Below are 16,782 nucleotides of genomic sequence, written 5' to 3'. Positions count from 1 at the left end.
GGGTCAGTCTCTCGGATCGTCGGGGTCGAGGCCGTGCAGCGGGAAGACCGCGCGCCGGACCTCCTTGATGACGCTGTCGACGCGCTCGCCGTCCTCGCCGTCCCACGGCTCGAAGTCGACGCTCTTGCCGTCGCTCATGGTGAGCGGCAGCTCCGCGGTCGGGGCGATCTTGTCGACGAACCTGGTCCACTCGCTGGGCAGCGTGGTGTCGGCCGGGACGTCGCGGTCGAGCACGGTCGCGATCAGGTGGGTCCACGACCGCGGCACCACGCGCAGCAGCGCGTACCCGCCGCCGCCCGCGGCGAGCCAGTTGCCGCCCGCGTACTGCTCGGCGAGCGCGCGCACGGTCCGGTAGATCGTGCGGTGCCCGTCGACGGACAGCGACAGCGAGGCGAGCGGGTCCTCGTGGTGGGTGTCCACACCGCACTGGCTGACGAGCAGCTGTGGCTGGAACTCGGCCAGCAGCGACGGGACGACCGCGTGGAAGGCCCGCAGCCAGGCGCGGTCGCCGGTGTTGGGCGGCAGGGGCACGTTCACGGCGCTGCCCGGCGCGTTGGGCCCGCCGGTCTCGTCGGCGAACCCGGTGCCGGGGAAGAGCGTCAGCGGGTTCTGGTGCAGGGAGATCGTCAGCACGCGCGGGTCGTCGTAGAACGCGGCCTGCACGCCGTCGCCGTGGTGGACGTCGGTGTCGAGGTACGCGATGCGCTCGTACCCGTTGTCCAGCAACCAGGAGATGGCGACGGCGAGGTCGTTGTAGACGCAGAAGCCGTGCGCGTGGTCGCGCATGGCGTGGTGCAGCCCGCCCGCGATGCCGACCGCCCGCTTCGTGGTCCCGCTCGCGATCTGCCGCGCCGCGAGCAGGGAGGACCCGACGACCCGCGCGGAAGCCTCGTGCATGTTGTCGAACACGGGGTTGTCCGGGGTGCCCAGCCCGTGCCCGACGTCCCACCCGGCCATCGGCGCCTCACGCACGGCCGCGAGGTAGCCGGCGTCGTGGACGCGCTCGATCTCCTCGTCGGTGGCCTCCTGCGGGACGAGCAGTTCCACCCCGTCGAGCACACCGAGGGTGGCGGCGAGCCGCATGGTCAGCTCGAGCCTGACGGGGTGCAGCGGATGCTCACCGCCGAGGTCGTAACCGAGCAAGGCGGAGTCCCACACGACCGAACCAGGCAAGCCCATGGCGCAACCCTATCGAGACGAGGTGGCCCCGGCCCGGTTACCGGAGCGCGCTGTATTCTGTATACAGGTACCTCAGCCTGGCAGGTCACCCGTGGCCACCGGCCGGTCCGGGTCCGCGCTCCAGTTGGACCACGACCCGGCGTACAGCGCGGCCCTGTCCCCCACCCCGGCGACCGCCAGGGCGAGCAGCACCGAGGTGGCGGTGACCCCGGACCCGCAGTAGGCCCCGACCGGCCGCTCCCCGCTGATCCCCAGGTCGGCGAAGTGCGCGGCCAGCTCCTCCGGCGTGCGCCAGCGGCCGTCCTCCCCCGTGTGCGCGGAGAACGGCGCGTTGACCGCGCCCGGCACGTGCCCGGCCCTCGGGTCGATCGGCTCCACGTCGCCCCGGTAGCGCTCCGGCGCGCGGGCGTCGAGCAGCAGACCCGTGCGCGCCAGTTCGGCCGCACCGTCGGCGTCGACCACCGGCAGCCCACCCGGCCGGACCGTGATGTCGCCCTGAGCGGGCGTCCGCACGTCGGTCGTGACCGGACGCCCCTCCGCCTGCCAGACGGCGAACCCGCCGTCCAGCACGCGCACCCGGTCGTGCCCCGCCCAGCGCAACAGCCACCAGAGCCGGGCCGCGATCGACCCGTTGTCGGCGTCGTAGACGACGACCGGCTGGCCGTCCCGCACACCGGCGGCCCGCAACGCGCGCTCCAGCTCCGCCGGTTCCGGCAGCGGGTGCCGCCCGCCCGGCCCCGGCGGCGCCGCCAGCTGCGTGTCCAGGTCGAGGAACACCGCGCCGGGCAGGTGGCCCCGGTCGTAGTCCTCGCGACCGGGCGGGCCGCCGAGACGCCACCGCACGTCCAGCAGCGTGGGCGGCTCTGCCCCCGACAGCGACGCGGCCAGTTCGGTGCACGAAACCAGTGGAGAAGTCACCCGGCTATTCTCCACTCACCCGAACTGCCGTGCCGTGTCCCGCAGCTGGTGTGTGCTCACTGCCCGTGACCGCCGCACTGCTCCACCTGGACGAGCGACTAGCATGGTTGAGGACGAAGGGGAACGGCGTGAACGAGCTCATCGACACCACCGAGATGTACCTCAAGACGATCTACGAGCTCGAGGAGGAGGGCGTCGTCCCGCTGCGTGCCAGGCTCGCCGAGCGCCTCGGTCAGAGCGGTCCGACCGTGAGTCAGACCGTCGGCCGCATGGAACGGGACGGCCTGGTCATCGTCGCGGGCGACCGGCACCTCGAGCTCACCGACCACGGCCGCGCGCTCGCCATCACGGTCATGCGCAAGCACCGCCTCGCCGAGCGCCTCCTGGTCGACGTGATCGGCCTGGAGTGGGAGCACGTCCACAGTGAGGCGTGCCGCTGGGAGCACGTGATGAGCGAGGCCGTCGAGCGCAAGCTGGTGAAGCTGCTCGGCAACCCCACCACCTCGCCCTACGGCAACCCGATCCCCGGTCTGGACAAGCTGGGCGAGGGCGAGCCCGCCGCACCGATCGAGGCCGACCTGGTCCGCATGGACGACGTCGCCCGCCGCGGCGGCGGCAAGGTCGAGGTCCGCCGCATCGCCGAGCACGTGCAGCTCGACCCCGATCTCATGGCCGAGCTCAAGGACGTCGGGGTCATCCCCGGCCAGACCGTGCACGTCGGCCCGTCCAAGGGCGACGGCAACACGATCGAGGTCAGCGGCGAGCGCAGCTCGGCGCAGGTCGCCCCCACCGTGCTGCACGCCGTACTCGCCCGCGCGAAGTAGGCGACCCCGGCCACGTGACCACCACGAACGAGCGCGGCACCGCCGACGCGCGCGACAACACGCCCACCGACAGCACAACCTCGGACAGCACGACCACGGACAACACGACCACGGACAACACGACCACGGACAACGACACCGCACGCGCCCTGGCCGCAGGGGACCCAGCCGCCGGTGCGGGAGCCGCCGGCGCCGGGAGTGGCCAGGCCGCGTCCGTGCTCGGCACGGCCACGCACAACGTGCCTGCCCGCGCGGCCGCCGCGTTCGCGCGCATCCACGGCCGCCCACCCACCGGTGTGTGGTCGGCGCCGGGCCGCGTCAACCTGATCGGCGAGCACACCGACTACAACGACGGCTTCGTGCTGCCGTTCGCGTTGCCGTACCGCATCGCGGTCGCCGCCTCACCGCGCGCCGACGGCCGCCTGGCCGTCACGACCGTCGGCGACGACGGCCGACCCCAGCAGGCCGAACCAGTGGCCATCGCCGACCTGGCGCCGCGGTCGGTCGAGGGCTGGGCGGCGTACCCGTCCGGGGTCGCGTGGGTGCTGCACAACGAGGGCTTCAGCGGTGGTGCCGACCTCGTCATCGCCGGTGATGTGCCCGCGGGCGCCGGGTTGTCCTCCTCTCATGCGTTGCAGTGCGCGACCGCGCTGGCGCTGCTCGGGCTGGCCGGGGTGGAACTGGACGAGCCGGACGCGCCGAGCCGCGCGACGGTCGCCAGGTGGGTGCAGCGGTCCGAGAACGACTACGTCGGTGTCCCGACCGGTCTGCTCGACCAGACGGCGTCACTCTCGTGCGTCGCCGACCACGTGCTGTTCCTCGATGTGCGCTCCGGCGAGATGGAGCAGGTTCCGTTCGACGCCTCCTCTGCTGGTCTGGCTGTGCTCGTCATCGACACCAAGGCGAAGCACTCGCACAGCGACTCCGGGTACCGCGAGCGCCGCGCGGGCTGCGAACGCGCGGCGGATCTCCTGGGACTGCGGGCACTCCGCGACATCGACGAGTCCGGACTCGACGACGCACTCGCCCGCCTGCCGGAAGAACTCCGCCCGCTGGTCCGTCACGTGGTCACCGAGAACACCCGCGTGGAACGCACGGTCGAGCACCTGCGCGCGGGCCGGATCGCCGACATCGGCGACCTGCTGACCGCGTCCCACACCAGCATGCGCGACGACTACCGCATCTCGTGCCTCGAACTGGACGTAGCCGTGGACACGGCTCTCACGGCAGGCGCGCTGGGTGCCAGGATGACCGGCGGCGGTTTCGGCGGGTCCGCGATCGCACTCGTCGCCGCCACCGAGGTCGAGTCCGTCGGCAAGCAGGTGCTGGCGGCGTTCGCCGAGCGTGGGCTGACCACGCCGGGCCTGTTCACGGCGGCGCCCTCCCCGGGCGCGGGCCGCGACAACTTCTCGTAGACGAAACGGAGATTGTGGTGAAGCTGCTCGTCACGGGCGGGGCTGGGTATGTCGGAAGCGTGTGCGCCGCGCGTCTGTTGAAGGCCGGCCACGAGGTCGCCGTGCTGGACGACCTGTCGACCGGCCACGCCGACGCCGTGCCCGAGGGCGCCCGGTTCGTCGAGGCGGACCTGGCCGAGGCCGCTGACGGTCTGCTCGCCGAGGGCTTCGACGGCGTGCTGCACTTCGCCGCCAAGTCACTGGTCGCCGAGTCGATGCAGGATCCCAAGAAGTACTGGGACGGCAACGTGCTCACCTCTCTCCGTCTGCTCGAAGCCGTTCGTGCCTCCGGCACGCCGCGGCTGGTGTTCTCGTCCACGGCCGCCGTGTACGGGCAGGCCGAGGTGGTCCCGATCGTCGAGACCGCACCGACGCGGCCCACCAACACCTACGGCGCCACCAAGCTCGCGATCGACCACGCCATCACCTCCTACGCACAGGCACACGGGCTCGGTGCGGTGAGCCTGCGGTACTTCAACGTCGCAGGCGCGTGGGGCGGCTACGGCGAGCGCCACACCACGGAAACCCATCTCATTCCTCTCGTCCTGCAGGTAGCCCTGGGCCAGCGCGCGGCGATCCACGTGTACGGCGAGGACTACCCGACCACCGACGGCACCTGCATCCGCGACTACATCCATGTCGCCGACCTCGCCGAGGCGCACCTGCTCGCCCTCGAACACGCGAAGCCGGGCAGCCACGACATCTACAACCTGGGCAGCGGCACCGGTTTCTCCGTCCGCGAGGTCATCGAGACCTGCCGCAAGGTGACCGGCCACCCGATCCCCGCCGAGGTCAAGGACCGCAGGCCGGGCGACCCGCCGACCCTGATCGCGTCCAGCGACCGCGCCCGGGACGAGCTCGGGTGGAAGCCGGAGCACGTGGACCTGGACGTCATCGTCCGCGACGCGTGGGAGTTCACCCAGGCCCGCTCCGCCCTCTGAGCCAGCGGCTTCTGTGGAGCGGGGGCAGGCGTAGGCCCGCTCTCGCGACACGAACGGCCACGGCGCCAGCGGACCTGGCGGAGCTCGACGCGCGACCGCTGACCAGGAACGGGACAGCGACGACGGCCCGTCTGTTGTGGTTGCCGCGTGGTCGGTCGGCCGACGTCGGGCGGGCCGGAGTCGCGTCCGCCGTCCTCACAGTCCCTCGCGCAGGCCGCTTTGGCTCCACGTAAGCGTTCGCGGTGGCGGCAGTCAGGCCGGCCACGGTGGCAGGAACGCGGTCAGCGGGTTCGCTGTCGTGCGGTCGCGGGTCAGCAGGCCCAGTGTGGCTGCTGTGCGTTCGTTCAACGGTTCCGGCGGTGGTGGGCCCGGACTGGGTGGTTCCGGGATCGTCTCCCACGGCGGATCGTCGTCGTCTTCGTCTGGAGCGTCCTCCTCGAGGATGCCTTCGTTCCTCAGGATGCTCGCCACGAGCATCTCGCGCAGGCGGTCCGGTGGGACCGGGTACGTCAGGGCCGCGTGCAGCATCAGGGCCATGGCGTGTGCCGGGTTGGCGTCCAGCGCTGTTTCCAGTGCCAGTGCCGCCAGTACGCCCGCGCCTCGCAGGTACGCGGACATGGCCAGCAGTGTCGCCGGTTCCGCTCGTTCCGGTGCGGGTAGCGCTCGGATCAGCACCAGCCACAAGCGTTCCGCTGCCTCGGGAGTGGGCGACAGTGTTGCCGCCATGCACTCGTCTCTCACCTCCATGTGTGACAGCGCGCGGGCCAGGCGCACGATCTGGCGGTCGGTCAGGGTCGGTGGTTCCGGGGACATCTCCGCCACGGTGAGCATCTGTGTCATCAGGTCCAGGTCGGTCGTCAGGTCGTCTTCCGTGTACGGATGCCGGGGGTTCCTGAGGTGGGCGTCCAGTAGCTCCTCCCTTCTCGCAAGGGATTCCGGGGAGTCCGGGGCCAGCTGGGCCGCCATCTCCTCGCGGTCGTCGTACATCGGGTCGCCTGCGATGGCTCGTGCCGCGGCCCATATGGACGCCTGCGGGTCCGGGAGCTCGTCCGTGCACTGTGGATCCAGGAAGCACAGCCATCGTTCGCCGTCGAGCACGCGGCTCACCCAGCTGGCGTGGATCAGCGTGATGTCCTTGTCTCCCAAGGCTTTGCGCAGTGCGTCCACCAGTGGCCGGTGTTCCTCCAGTGTGCCGCCCACGACCACGGCGATCGCCGCCACGACCTCGTTGTGTTCCGCGGCCGCCACCACCTGTTCTGTCATCTCGGGTATGTGGTGCGGGGCCGGGAGATCGGCTCTCAGCGTGGTGGCCACGGTGAGCATCGGTGATCGGCTGAACGTGAACAGCACCAACGAGTCCATCGGCGGGAAGCCGATCATGTGCGGGATTCCCGCGGTCAGTGCCGACAGGTCGCGGCGGACGATGTGGGTGTGTGGGTGTGAAGTCGTCATGGGTCCACTCTGCGTGCCGGGGCGACGGTGCGGGGTGTGCGGTGGCGCGAATGTGGACAAGTGGGTGGGCTGTGGACAAGTGGCCAGGAAACGGTGCCGTGGGAACGGAATTGTCGGTGGGGTGTGTTACGGGCCGAGGCCTTCCACGACACGGTGAATCGACACGGAGATCGACGCGGAGAAATTGTCGGTGGGCTCGTGCACCATGGTCGTGTGCGTGACTTCATCCACCGGCTCCCCAAGGCCGAACTGCACGTCCACCTGGTCGGTTCCGCGTCGCTGGACACCGTCCTCGAGCTGGCGCGCCGTCATCCGGCCAAGCTGGTGCCGACGGCGCGCGAGGAGTTACGCGCCTTCTACGAGTTCACCGACTTCGCGCACTTCATCGACGTGTACGTGAAGGTCAACCAGCTCGTGGTCAACGGCGGGGACGTCACCGAACTCGTCGTCGGGCTCGCGCGTGACCTCGCCGCCAACCAGGTGCGCTACGCCGAGGTCACGGTCACGCCGGTCCCGCACGTCATGATGGGCATCGAGCCGGACGAACTGGCCGAGGCGCTCACCGAGGGCCGCCTGCGGGCGCTGCGGGAGCACGGCGTGGTGCTCGCGTGGGTGTTCGACATCGCCGGTTCGCTCGGTTACGAGGCCGGGGTCGCGACCGCCGAGTGGGCGCTGCGGCACCGCCCGGCGGGCACCGTCGGCTTCGGCCTCGGCGGCATGGAGGCCGGGGTGCCTCGCGAGCGGTACCGGGTGCCGTTCGACATGGCGCGGGACGGCGGCCTGCACCTGGTGCCGCACGCGGGTGAGACCACCGGGCCGGAGACGATCTGGTCCGCGCTCACCCACCTGCGCGCGGAACGCATCGGGCACGGCACCAGCGCGGTCCGCGACCCGAACCTGCTGACCCACCTGGCGAGCGAGGGCATCCCGGTCGAGGTGTGCCCCACCTCCAACCTCCGCACCCGCGCCGTCTCGGCCCTCGCCGAGCACCCGTTCCCACGATTACTGGACGCCGGGGTGCCGGTCACGCTGGCGACCGACGACCCCGGCATGTTCCACACGGACCTCAACCGCGAGTACCTGCTCGTGCACGAGCACTTCGGGCTGAGCCGGGGCGACCTCGCCGACCTGGCGAGGGCGGGCGCGCGGGCCGCGTTCTGCGACGACGACCTCAAGGCCACGCTGCTGGCCGAGATCGACGACGCCGAGCGGAACTACACGAGCCCGGCGAGCTTGTAGGCGACCAGTGAGCCGGTGACGGCCACGCCGGGGCCATCGCCGAAGAAAGGAGAGGAGGGCAGGCCAACGCCAGGTCCGATACTCGCCAGCGACATCGCGGCTTTCGGACGACCATGGACGGCATGCTGATCCGACATCGGGGAACGGAACCGCGGGTCGATCCGACGGCGTACGTCGCGCCGAACGCCACGCTCGTGGGCGACGTCCTCGTAGGGCCGCACGCCCGCGTGATGTACGGCGCCGTGCTGGACGCCGAGGGGTCGCGGGTGGAGATCGGCGCGTACACCATCGTGTCCGAGCACGCCGTGTTGCGGGCGACCGCGGTCACCGACGCACCGGTCGTGGTGGCGGACCACGCGTTCGTCGGTCCACATGCGACAGTGCTCGGTGCGCGCGTCAGGGCGGCCGCGTACCTGGCGGCCAACGCAACCGTGCTGCAGGGGGCGACGGTCGGCACGGGTGCGTGCGTCGCGGTCGCCGCGCTGGTGCACGCGCGGACGGTGCTGCCGGACGAGTTCTTCCTGCCGCCGCACACCACGGCGGTCGGGGACCCGGCGGAGGTGTTCGGGCCGGACCGAGCCGACGAACTCGCCGCGGCCATCTCGCGGGCCGGGTTCGCCGACGCCGCGTTCGGCGTGCGCACCGCGTGGACCGACCGGGTCACCCGCTACCGCGAGGTCGCGGAGGTCCGGTCGGCCGAGTACGCCGCGCACGCCGACGACGAGGTGGTCGGCTAACCGCCGACGACCTCCTCGACCCGGTCGCGCTTGAGGTTGAGGTCCCAGAAGACCTCGGCGATGTCGTCCGGGTCGAGCCCGCTAGCCAACAGCGCGGCCAGGTCGAAGTTCGCGAACTCCTCCGGCGCCGACAGCACGACGGCCTCAGCGGCACTGTTCTTGATCAGCCCGTCGATCGGGACGACGCCGAGGTACACGCCCTCGTCTGCGAGCGCGGCGTTCGCGCCGTGGATGTAGTTGCGCATGCCGGCGAGCGCGACACCGATGTTGCCGAGCTGCGGGGTGGGCCGCAGCGCCAACGTGCCGGACGCGTAGAGCAGCGCGCCATCACCTCGGCCCCGCATGCCCGGCAGCAGGAGCCGAGCGAGCCGGATCGGCGCGAGCAGGAGCAGCTCCAGCTGGGCGGGCAGCTCGTCGGGGTCGATGTCGAGCACGGCGACGCGTTGCTGGTCGAGCCCGCCCGGGCTCCACACCGCGACGTCGATGTGCCCGAACCGGTTCTCGATCGCGGCGACGGCCGCCGTGAGCTGAGCCGGGTCGAGCAGGTCCGCGCGGAACGTCTCCGCATCCGGCAGTTCGACGGCCAGCGCGTCGAGGCTCTCCTGGCGGCGTGCCACGAGCGCGACGCGGTAGCCCTCCCTGCCGAACCGGCGCGCGACGGACAGGCCGAGCGCGGGGCCCGCGCCGAAGATGGCGATGGTCTTCAACAGAATCTCCCTCCACATAACTTGAGGATGACCTCAAGTTCATGGGACCCGACCGTACCATCAAGTTGAGATAAGCCTCAACATCGCTAGGATGGCGCCATGAGAACGTTGCGGAAGGACGCGCAGCGCAACCGGGACCTGCTGGTCGCGGCAGCCCGCCGCCGCTACGCGGCTCGGGGACTCGACGTGCCGCTCGAGGACATCGCCAAGGAGGCAGGCGTGTCGATCGGCACGCTCTACAACCGCTTCCCCACTCGCGGCGAGCTGATCGAAGCCGCGCTCGCGTGCAAGGTGGCGAACGCGGTCGAGCTGGCGGAAAAGGCGTCGACGATGGCCGACCCGTGGGAGGGGTTCGCCTGGTTCATCGAGCACTGCTGCGAGCTCCAGGCGGCCGACCGCGCCTACAACGAGCTGTGCGCGCGGGCCCTGCCGGACACCCCGGAGATCGACCGGCTCAAGGCCCGCGGCCACGAGCTGGTGCTGCGGATCGTCGGCAACGCCAAGGAGTCCGGGCAGCTGCGGGCGGACTTCGAGGAGGGCGACTTCGCGTTCGTGGTCTGGAGCACCACGACGATCATCAACGCGACCGCCGCGACCGCACCCGACGCGTGGCGCCGCCACCTGGCCTTCCTTCTCGACGGACTCCGCGCGGACGCCGCCCACCCGCTGCCCGGCAAGGCACTCGAACCGGACGAGGTGGCGGAGGCCATGCGCACGCTCGGCGGCTGACGGGCAGACTCGTGTCATGACAGACGACCCGTACCTCTGGCTGGAAGAGGTCACCGGCGAGACCGCCCTGGACTGGGTGCGGGAACGCAACGCCGAGACCACCGCGGAGCTGACCGGCGACCGGTTCACCGGTCTGCGGGACGGGATCCGCGAGGTCCTCGACGCGGACGACCGGATCCCGTACGTACGCAGACGCGGCGACCACCTCTACAACTTCTGGCAGGACGCGACCAACCCGCGCGGCCTGTGGCGGCGCACCACCCTCGAGAGCTACAAGACCGACGACCCCGACTGGGAGCTGGTGCTCGACGTCGACGCGCTCGCGAAGGCCGAGGACGAGAGCTGGGTGTGGCAGGGCGCGGCCGTGCTGCGGCCCGGCTACCGGCGCGCCCTGGTCGAGCTGTCCCGCGGCGGCGCAGACGCGACCGTCGTGCGGGAGTTCGACCTGGCGACGAAGGCGTTCGTCGAGGACGGGTTCACGCTGCCGGAGGCGAAGAGCCGCGTCGGGTGGATCGACGAGGACGGGATCTACGTCGGCACCGACTTCGGCGAGGGTTCCCTGACCACGTCCGGCTACCCCAGGGTCGCGAAGGAGTGGCGGCGCGGCACCCCGCTGTCCGAGGCGGTCACCGTCTACGAGGGCAAGCCGGACGACGTGGCGGCCGGCGCGTTCCACGACCCCACCGAGGGCTTCGAACGCGACTTCGTCTACCGCAGCCCGGACTTCTACCGCACGGAGAAGTTCCTGCGGCGGCCGGACGGCGAGCTGGTCAAGATCGACGTGCCCGACGACGCGGAGACCTCGTCGCACCGCGAATGGCTGCTGATCAGCACCAGGACCCCGTGGACGGTGGACGGCACGACCTACCCGGCAGGCGCCCTGCTGGCCGCGCGGTTCGACGACTTCCTCGCGGGCGGCCGGGACCTGACCGTCGTGTTCGAACCGGACGAGCACACCTCGCTGCAGTACCACATGTGGACCAAGAACCACCTGGTCGTGGCGTCGTTGCAGGACGTGAAGAGCCGCTTCGAGGTGCTCACCCCGGCCGAGGACTGGGCGCGCGCACCGCTCGCGGGTGTCCCGGAGGCAGGCTCGGCCGACATCCTCGACACGAACCCCGACGTCGACGACGAGTACTTCCTCAACGCGAGCGGCTACACGCAGCCCGCCACGCTGTACCGCGGTGAGATCGGCGGCGACGTCGAGGTCGTGAAGCGGGCGCCCGCGTTCTACGCCGCCGACGGGTTGTCGACGCAGCAGTACTTCGCGACCTCCGACGACGGCACCCGCATCCCGTACTTCGTGGTGGGGCAGGAGAACGACGGGCCGACGCTGATGACCGGCTACGGCGGCTTCGAGGTGCCGCTCACCCCCAGCTACAGCGGCGTGACCGGCCGCAGCTGGCTGGAGCGCGGCGGCACGTACGTGGTCGCGAACATCCGCGGCGGCGGCGAGTACGGCCCGGAGTGGCACCAGTCGGTGATCAAGGAGAACCGGCTGCGGGTGTACGAGGACTTCGCGGCCGTCGCGAAGGACCTGGTCGCGCGGGGCATCACCACGCGGGAACGGCTCGGCATCCAGGGCGGTTCCAACGGCGGCCTGCTGATGGGTGTCATGCTGACCCGCTATCCCGAGCTGTTCGGCGCGATCGTGTGCCAGGTGCCGCTGCTGGACATGCGGCGGTACCACAAGCTGCTCGCGGGTGCGTCCTGGATGGCCGAGTACGGCGACCCCGACGAGCCCGAGGAATGGGCCTACCTCAAGGAGTACTCGCCGTACCAGAACATCGCGGCGGACCGCCCGTACCCGCCGACGATCATCCTCACGTCCACCAGGGACGACCGGGTCCACCCAGGTCACGCGCGCAAGATGATGGCACGGCTGCAGGAACTGGGCTACGACGTCCGGTACTACGAGAACATCGAGGGCGGGCACGGCGGCGCCGCGGACAACGAACAGCTGGCCTTCAAGTGGGGCCTGGTGTTCGAGTTCCTGTGGCGGCAACTAAGCGACGAGCCGTCCGCCGGATAGCGCCACCTGGTCGCCGGTGAAACGGCGGCGCAGCGCACGGTCGTGGGACACCACGACCAGGGCCCCGGTGAACGCGGACATGGCCTCCTCCAGCTCCTCCACCAGGGAGAGCGACAGGTGGTTGGACGGTTCGTCGAGCAGCAGCAGGTCGATCCCGCCGGTGAGCAGCCGGGCGAGCGCGAGCCTGCGGCGCTGGCCCGCGGACAGCGCCCCGACCGGTACCCGCAGGTCAGCCGGACGGAACAGGCCGAGCGACAGCAGTTGCCCCGCGTGTTCCTCCGGCAGACCGGGCCTGCCGTCGGCGTACGCCGCGAACAGGCTGCGGCGCGGGTGGTCGACGGGGATCTCCTGCGCCAGGTAGCCCACGCGGCCGTGCCGGGTGACGCTGCCCGCGTCCGGGTCGACGGCACCGGCGAGAACGCGCAGCAGCGTGGTCTTGCCAGCCCCGTTGGGACCGTGGACGAGGAGCCGCTGCCTGCCGGTGATCGTCAGGTCCGGCACCCGGAGCCGGTCCGCGACGCGGACGTCCCGCAGCGTCGCGACCTTCTCCGGCGGGTCGCCCGCGGTGAGGCGGCCGGTGAACCGCAACGGGTCCGGCGGGCGCGGCACCGGGTGGTCGTGCAGGCGGCGGAGCCGTTCGCGGGCGTTGCGCACGCGGCTGGACTCCGACGCCTGCACGCGACCGCCGTGCCGGTCGTAGCTCATCTTGTTGTTGTCCTTCATCACCCGGCCGGGCGCGACCTGGTGCGCGGTGGTGGTGGCGAACTCGGTCAGCTCCGCGATCTCCGTGGTCCACCGCTCGAACGCCAGCTCCCAGCGACGGCGCGCGTTCTGCTTCGCCGCGAGGTAGCCGGCATAACCGTCGCCGTAGCGGGCGACGGCCCGGCGGTCACCGTCGACCTCCACGATCGCCGTCGCGACCCGTTCGAGGAACACCCGGTCGTGCGACACGGCGACAACCGTGCCGCGGTGTGTGCGCAGGTGGTCCTCCAGCCAGGTGAGCGCACCGGCGTCGAGGTGGTTGGTCGGCTCGTCGAGGAGCATCACCTCGGGTGCCGCGGCGATGAGGCAGGCGAGGCCGAGCCGGGCCTGTTCGCCACCGGACAGGGTGCCGAGACGGCGGTCCCTGTCGATGCCGGCGAGGCCGAGCGCGTGCCGTGCCTTGTCGACGCGGGCGTCGGCCTGGTAGCCGTCGCGCAGTTCGAACCTGGTCAGCAGGTCGCCGTACTCACGCATGGTGGACTCGTCCAGTGTGGACTCCAGCTCGCGCAGCCGTCGTTCCATGGCCCGCAGGTCGGCCAGCGCGGCGTCGATGACGTCGCCGACCAGGCGGTCCGGTGGCAGTTCGGGCGTCTGGCCGACGTAGCCGATGCTCTCGGCGGTGACGATGACCTCGCCGTCGTCGGCGGCTTCCCGTCCGGCCAGCACGCGGAGCAACGTGGACTTGCCCGCGCCGTTCTCGCCGACGATGCCGACGCGTTCACCGGGCCGGATCGTGAGGGAGACGGCGTCGAGGAGAAGGCGTTCGCCGAAGGACTTGCGGACGTCGCGCAGGGTCAGCTGGGTAGACATACAGGTCTCCTGAGGTGGGTGCCGGTTGAGGACAGACCTCAGAAGTCCATGTGACTCGCTCCCTTAATGCGACTCCAGTTGCATTAGCATGGTGCCATGGATGCCTCCGGTGTGCAACCGACTTCCCGGCCGGGCGGCCGGACCGCGCGGACCAGGGCGGCGGTCCGGGACGCGACGCTCGCCGAACTGGCCGTGCACGGCTACGCGGGACTGACGGTGGAGGCGGTGGCCGCACGTTCGGGTGTGCACAAGACGACCGTGTACCGGCGGTGGGGCGGCGTGGACGGGCTCGTGGTCGACGCGCTGGCGCTCGCGGACGAGGACGGCTGGGCGCCGCCGGACACCGGTTCCTTCGAGCGTGACCTGCGGGAACTGGCACGGGAGGTGGTGGTGACGTTCGCCGGCACGCCCGCGTCGGCTGCGTTCGTCGCGGCGGCGTTCCAGTCGGAGCGGGCAGCGGCCGCGCTGCGCGACTTCTACGCCGAGCGGCACCGGCGGTCCGCCGCGGTGGTGACGCGGGCGGTGGAGCGGGGCGAAGTGCCCGCCGGGACGGACGCCGGCGCGGTGGTGAAGGCGGCCGTCGCGCCGTTCTACTACCGGGTGCTGATCGCGGGCGAGCCAGCGACGGAGGACCTGGCCGACCAGTCGGCGGCAGCGGTCGCGCATGCCGCCCGGGCAGGTCTCTACGCCTGAAGGGACGCCCAGATGCGGTCCGGGAGCAGCTTCGCCGCGCGGGGCAGGTCGATGTCGGCGCCGTTCAGCCAGCGGCGGGACAGTTCGGCGACCGGGCCGATGAGCAGCATCTCCGTCAGCGGGTCCGGCAGGTCCACCACCGCGCCTGCCGCGATGTGCGGTGCGAGCCACGCCGTCATGCGCGCCATCCTCGGGGCCTTCATCGCGGCGATCGTCTCCGCGTGCGCGGGGAGGTAGGCCGCGTACGCGGACGCGTGGATGAACCGCGCGCTCGCCGACCGCTCCGCGACGTGGCCGAGGTAGGCCGTCACCACGGCGCGCACACCTGACCGCGGCGTCCTGGCCCGGCCGAGCGCGGCCACGATCTCGTCCAGCAGCTCGGCCATGCAGCGGGTGTAGAGCGCGGCCGCCAGCCCGTCGAAACTGCCGAAGTGGTGGTAGAGGCTGCCGAGGCTCACCCCGCTCTCGGCGACGACCGCGTGCACGGTGAAGCCCTCGGTCCCGGCTGCCGCGTGCACGGCCAGTGCCGCGTCCAGGAGTCGCCGCCGCGTTTCCTCGCCGCGCCGCTGCTTAACCGGCACCGGTCAGTTCCCGTGCCTGGTCCCACAATGCCTGGGCTGGCTCGTCCGGCAGTGCGTCCTCGGCGTCGACGTTGAAGTAGCGGCCCGTCCCGGGGTCGTCGACGAGGCGCACGATCGGCACGGCACCGTCGGCCGGGGTGGCCCAGCGGCGTTTCACCAGGCGCAGCACGGCACCCAGCGCACCGCCCGGGTCGCCGAGATCGGTGCGGATCACCCCGGGGTGCACCGCGTCGATGGTCACTCCCGCATCCTGCCACCGGCGCGCGAACAGCGGCACGAGCAGGAGGTTCGCGCGTTTGGTGTCGCAGTAGGTGCGCATGCGGTGGAAGTCCTCGCCGTACGGAGTTCTGCCGAGGTCGACGCGGCCCTTCACGTACAGGCCCGCACTGACCTGCACCACGCGGCGCAGCCGGTCCTCCAGCGCGAGGTTCAGCTGGAAGGGCGCCAGGTGGTTGACGGCGAAGGACTCCTCGATGCCGTCTTCGTTGTGCCGGAGGCGGGTCGGCCAGACGCCCGCGTTGTGGACGAGGACGTCGATGGTCTCGCAGGTGTCGCGCAACGCGGTCGCGAGCGCCGCGACCGTGCGCTTGTTCGCCAGGTCGCCATGCACGGTCCCGACATCGCGCGGCACCTCCGCCGCCGGGTCACGGACGACCGCGATCGTCCGGAAACCCTTGTGCGCCAGCGACTCACACACCGCGTAGCCGATGCCCCGATTGCCGCCCGTCACCACAGCAGTCCGCATGACCACGCAGCTTAATTGGAACAAAGTTCTAGAACAAGGTTCTAGAGATAGATTGGGTGGCATGCGCGTGATCCGCACGGAGACCGAGATCGACGCACCGCCGGCCGCGGTGTGGGCGGTGCTGACCGACTTCGCCGCCTACCCGGAGTGGAACCCGTTCATCACGGAGGCGTCGGGCACGCTCGCCGTCGGCGAGACGCTCACACTGCACATGGTGCCGGGCCAGGGCCGGGCGCAGACGTTCACGCCGGAGGTCCGCGCGGTGCGGGAGAACGCGGAACTGGTGTGGCTCGGCGCGCTGCGGTGGTCGTGGCTGTTCAGCGCGGAGCACCGGTTCACGCTGTCCGAAGTGGGCGGTGCGACCCGGCTGGTGCAGAGCGAGGTGTTCCGCGGTGTGCTGGTTCCGTTGCTGCGCTCGATGATCGACCAGACGGAGAAGGACTTCCGCGCACTGAACGCGGCGCTGAAGGATCGCGTGGAGGACTGACTGTCACGCTCGCGGCTGTCTCCCCGTCCTACCGGCATGAGACAGGTGGTCTGGGGCGTGACGGCGGTCGGCGCGGCGATGATGATCGGCATCGGGATGTGGTGCCGGTTCGGACCGGCCAGCTTCGCGGAGTGGGCGAACTGGCCGAACCACGAACACTTCCTGCACGACGCCGGTGTGTTCCAGATCGCGATCGGGTTGATGATGCTGACCGCGCTGTGGTCGCGGGACGTGCTGACGGTGGTGCTCGTCGGGTTCGGGTTCACCAACCTGTTCCACGCGGCCAACCACTACCTGGACCGCGCGTCCGGCGGCCACGGTTCGGATGCGTGGTTCCTGCTGGCGTTCGCGGCGCTCGCGGGAGTGGCACTGATCGCGCGACGCAGGCAGGTCACGGGAAGAGACGCCGCATGCCCTGAGAGATGAGCCACCGGCCGTGGGCGTGAATGTGCCCGTGGGCCCCAACCGTTTGGTTGAGGCCCACGGAACGTC

The 16,782-nt window shown here is 71.1% G+C and carries 17 protein-coding genes; 10 read left to right on the top strand and 7 right to left on the bottom strand.

All coding sequences use genetic code 11. The features are described from left to right. Window positions 1–3: 3 nt before the first annotated feature. On the bottom strand, window positions 4–1,179 hold the full coding sequence (locus tag FHR82_RS05450) for an acetoin utilization protein AcuC (protein ID WP_184809077.1): 1,176 nt from the start codon (window positions 1,177–1,179) through the stop codon (window positions 4–6). A 72-nt stretch (window positions 1,180–1,251) separates the two neighbouring features. Next, window positions 1,252–2,097, bottom strand: coding sequence for a sulfurtransferase (locus FHR82_RS05445; protein ID WP_184809076.1), 846 nt, complete (start codon window positions 2,095–2,097; stop codon window positions 1,252–1,254). 128 nt (window positions 2,098–2,225) lie between these two features. On the opposite strand from FHR82_RS05445, the gene FHR82_RS05440 reads away from it, so the two are divergent. The 3 genes from FHR82_RS05440 (at window position 2,226) to galE (ending at window position 5,316) form a co-directional block, all read left to right on the top strand. Next, window positions 2,226–2,921 carry an iron-dependent transcriptional repressor DtxR gene (locus FHR82_RS05440; RefSeq protein WP_184809075.1) on the top strand — a complete coding sequence of 232 codons (696 nt, stop codon included), beginning with the start codon at window positions 2,226–2,228 and terminating at the stop codon, window positions 2,919–2,921. Between the two features lie 239 nt (window positions 2,922–3,160). Beyond that, window positions 3,161–4,336: a galactokinase gene (gene galK, locus FHR82_RS05435; protein WP_184809325.1), complete on the top strand. Its 1,176-nt coding sequence runs from the start codon at window positions 3,161–3,163 to the stop codon at window positions 4,334–4,336. Between the two features lie 17 nt (window positions 4,337–4,353). Continuing rightward, the gene (gene galE / locus FHR82_RS05430) at window positions 4,354–5,316 is read left to right on the top strand and encodes a UDP-glucose 4-epimerase GalE (RefSeq protein ID WP_184809074.1); all 963 of its coding nucleotides are present in this window, start codon (window positions 4,354–4,356) and stop codon (window positions 5,314–5,316) included. A 252-nt stretch (window positions 5,317–5,568) separates the two neighbouring features. On the opposite strand, the gene FHR82_RS05425 is transcribed toward galE, so the two are convergent. Beyond that, entirely contained in the window at window positions 5,569–6,768 is a 1,200-nt protein-coding gene (locus tag FHR82_RS05425; RefSeq protein WP_184809073.1) for a DUF4192 domain-containing protein, read from the bottom strand. Between the two features lie 213 nt (window positions 6,769–6,981). On the opposite strand from FHR82_RS05425, the gene add reads away from it, so the two are divergent. Together add and FHR82_RS05415 are read left to right on the top strand one after the other, a co-directional pair. Beyond that, window positions 6,982–8,007, top strand: coding sequence for an adenosine deaminase (add, locus tag FHR82_RS05420; protein ID WP_184809072.1), 1,026 nt, complete (start codon window positions 6,982–6,984; stop codon window positions 8,005–8,007). 122 nt (window positions 8,008–8,129) lie between these two features. After that, the gene (locus FHR82_RS05415) at window positions 8,130–8,744 is read left to right on the top strand and encodes a gamma carbonic anhydrase family protein (RefSeq protein WP_225943943.1); all 615 of its coding nucleotides are present in this window, start codon (window positions 8,130–8,132) and stop codon (window positions 8,742–8,744) included. Here the strand turns inward: FHR82_RS05415 and FHR82_RS05410 are convergent. Then, on the bottom strand, window positions 8,741–9,451 hold the full coding sequence (locus FHR82_RS05410; RefSeq protein ID WP_184809070.1) for an SDR family NAD(P)-dependent oxidoreductase: 711 nt from the start codon (window positions 9,449–9,451) through the stop codon (window positions 8,741–8,743). The genes FHR82_RS05415 and FHR82_RS05410 overlap by 4 nt on opposite strands. Before the next feature lie 99 nt (window positions 9,452–9,550). Here FHR82_RS05410 and FHR82_RS05405 point away from each other — a divergent pair, with 99 nt between their 5' ends. Together FHR82_RS05405 and FHR82_RS05400 are read left to right on the top strand one after the other, a co-directional pair. Continuing rightward, window positions 9,551–10,180, top strand: coding sequence for a TetR/AcrR family transcriptional regulator (locus FHR82_RS05405; protein WP_184809069.1), 630 nt, complete (start codon window positions 9,551–9,553; stop codon window positions 10,178–10,180). 16 nt (window positions 10,181–10,196) lie between these two features. Next, on the top strand, window positions 10,197–12,212 hold the full coding sequence (locus FHR82_RS05400; protein WP_184809068.1) for a prolyl oligopeptidase family serine peptidase: 2,016 nt from the start codon (window positions 10,197–10,199) through the stop codon (window positions 12,210–12,212). On the opposite strand, the gene abc-f is transcribed toward FHR82_RS05400, so the two are convergent. Further along, entirely contained in the window at window positions 12,186–13,784 is a 1,599-nt protein-coding gene (abc-f, locus tag FHR82_RS05395; protein ID WP_184809067.1) for a ribosomal protection-like ABC-F family protein, read from the bottom strand. The genes FHR82_RS05400 and abc-f overlap by 27 nt on opposite strands. A gap of 96 nt (window positions 13,785–13,880) precedes the next feature. Here abc-f and FHR82_RS05390 point away from each other — a divergent pair, with 96 nt between their 5' ends. Beyond that, a complete protein-coding gene (locus FHR82_RS05390) occupies window positions 13,881–14,477 on the top strand; it encodes a TetR/AcrR family transcriptional regulator (protein WP_184809066.1) in 597 nt (198 codons plus the stop codon). Here the strand turns inward: FHR82_RS05390 and FHR82_RS05385 are convergent. Beyond that, window positions 14,468–15,058, bottom strand: a complete 591-nt coding sequence (locus FHR82_RS05385) for a TetR/AcrR family transcriptional regulator (RefSeq protein WP_184809065.1) — start codon at window positions 15,056–15,058, stop codon at window positions 14,468–14,470. The genes FHR82_RS05390 and FHR82_RS05385 overlap by 10 nt on opposite strands. Continuing rightward, window positions 15,048–15,803, bottom strand: a complete 756-nt coding sequence (locus FHR82_RS05380) for an SDR family NAD(P)-dependent oxidoreductase (RefSeq protein WP_184809064.1) — start codon at window positions 15,801–15,803, stop codon at window positions 15,048–15,050. The genes FHR82_RS05385 and FHR82_RS05380 overlap by 11 nt, the downstream gene beginning before the upstream one ends. Window positions 15,804–15,864: 61 nt before the next feature. Between FHR82_RS05380 and FHR82_RS05375 the strand changes: the two genes are divergently transcribed. Together FHR82_RS05375 and FHR82_RS05370 are read left to right on the top strand one after the other, a co-directional pair. Next, entirely contained in the window at window positions 15,865–16,290 is a 426-nt protein-coding gene (locus FHR82_RS05375) for an SRPBCC domain-containing protein (RefSeq protein WP_184809063.1), read from the top strand. 36 nt (window positions 16,291–16,326) lie between these two features. Beyond that, on the top strand, window positions 16,327–16,716 hold the full coding sequence (locus FHR82_RS05370; protein ID WP_184809062.1) for a hypothetical protein: 390 nt from the start codon (window positions 16,327–16,329) through the stop codon (window positions 16,714–16,716). Window positions 16,717–16,782 lie beyond the last annotated feature (66 nt).

The organism is Actinophytocola algeriensis (assembly GCF_014203735.1).
Taxonomy (GTDB): Bacteria; Actinomycetota; Actinomycetes; order Mycobacteriales; family Pseudonocardiaceae; genus Actinophytocola; species Actinophytocola algeriensis.
The sequence above is the reverse complement of the archived record's forward strand: the minus strand, read 5'-3'. Positions and strand labels throughout refer to the sequence as shown.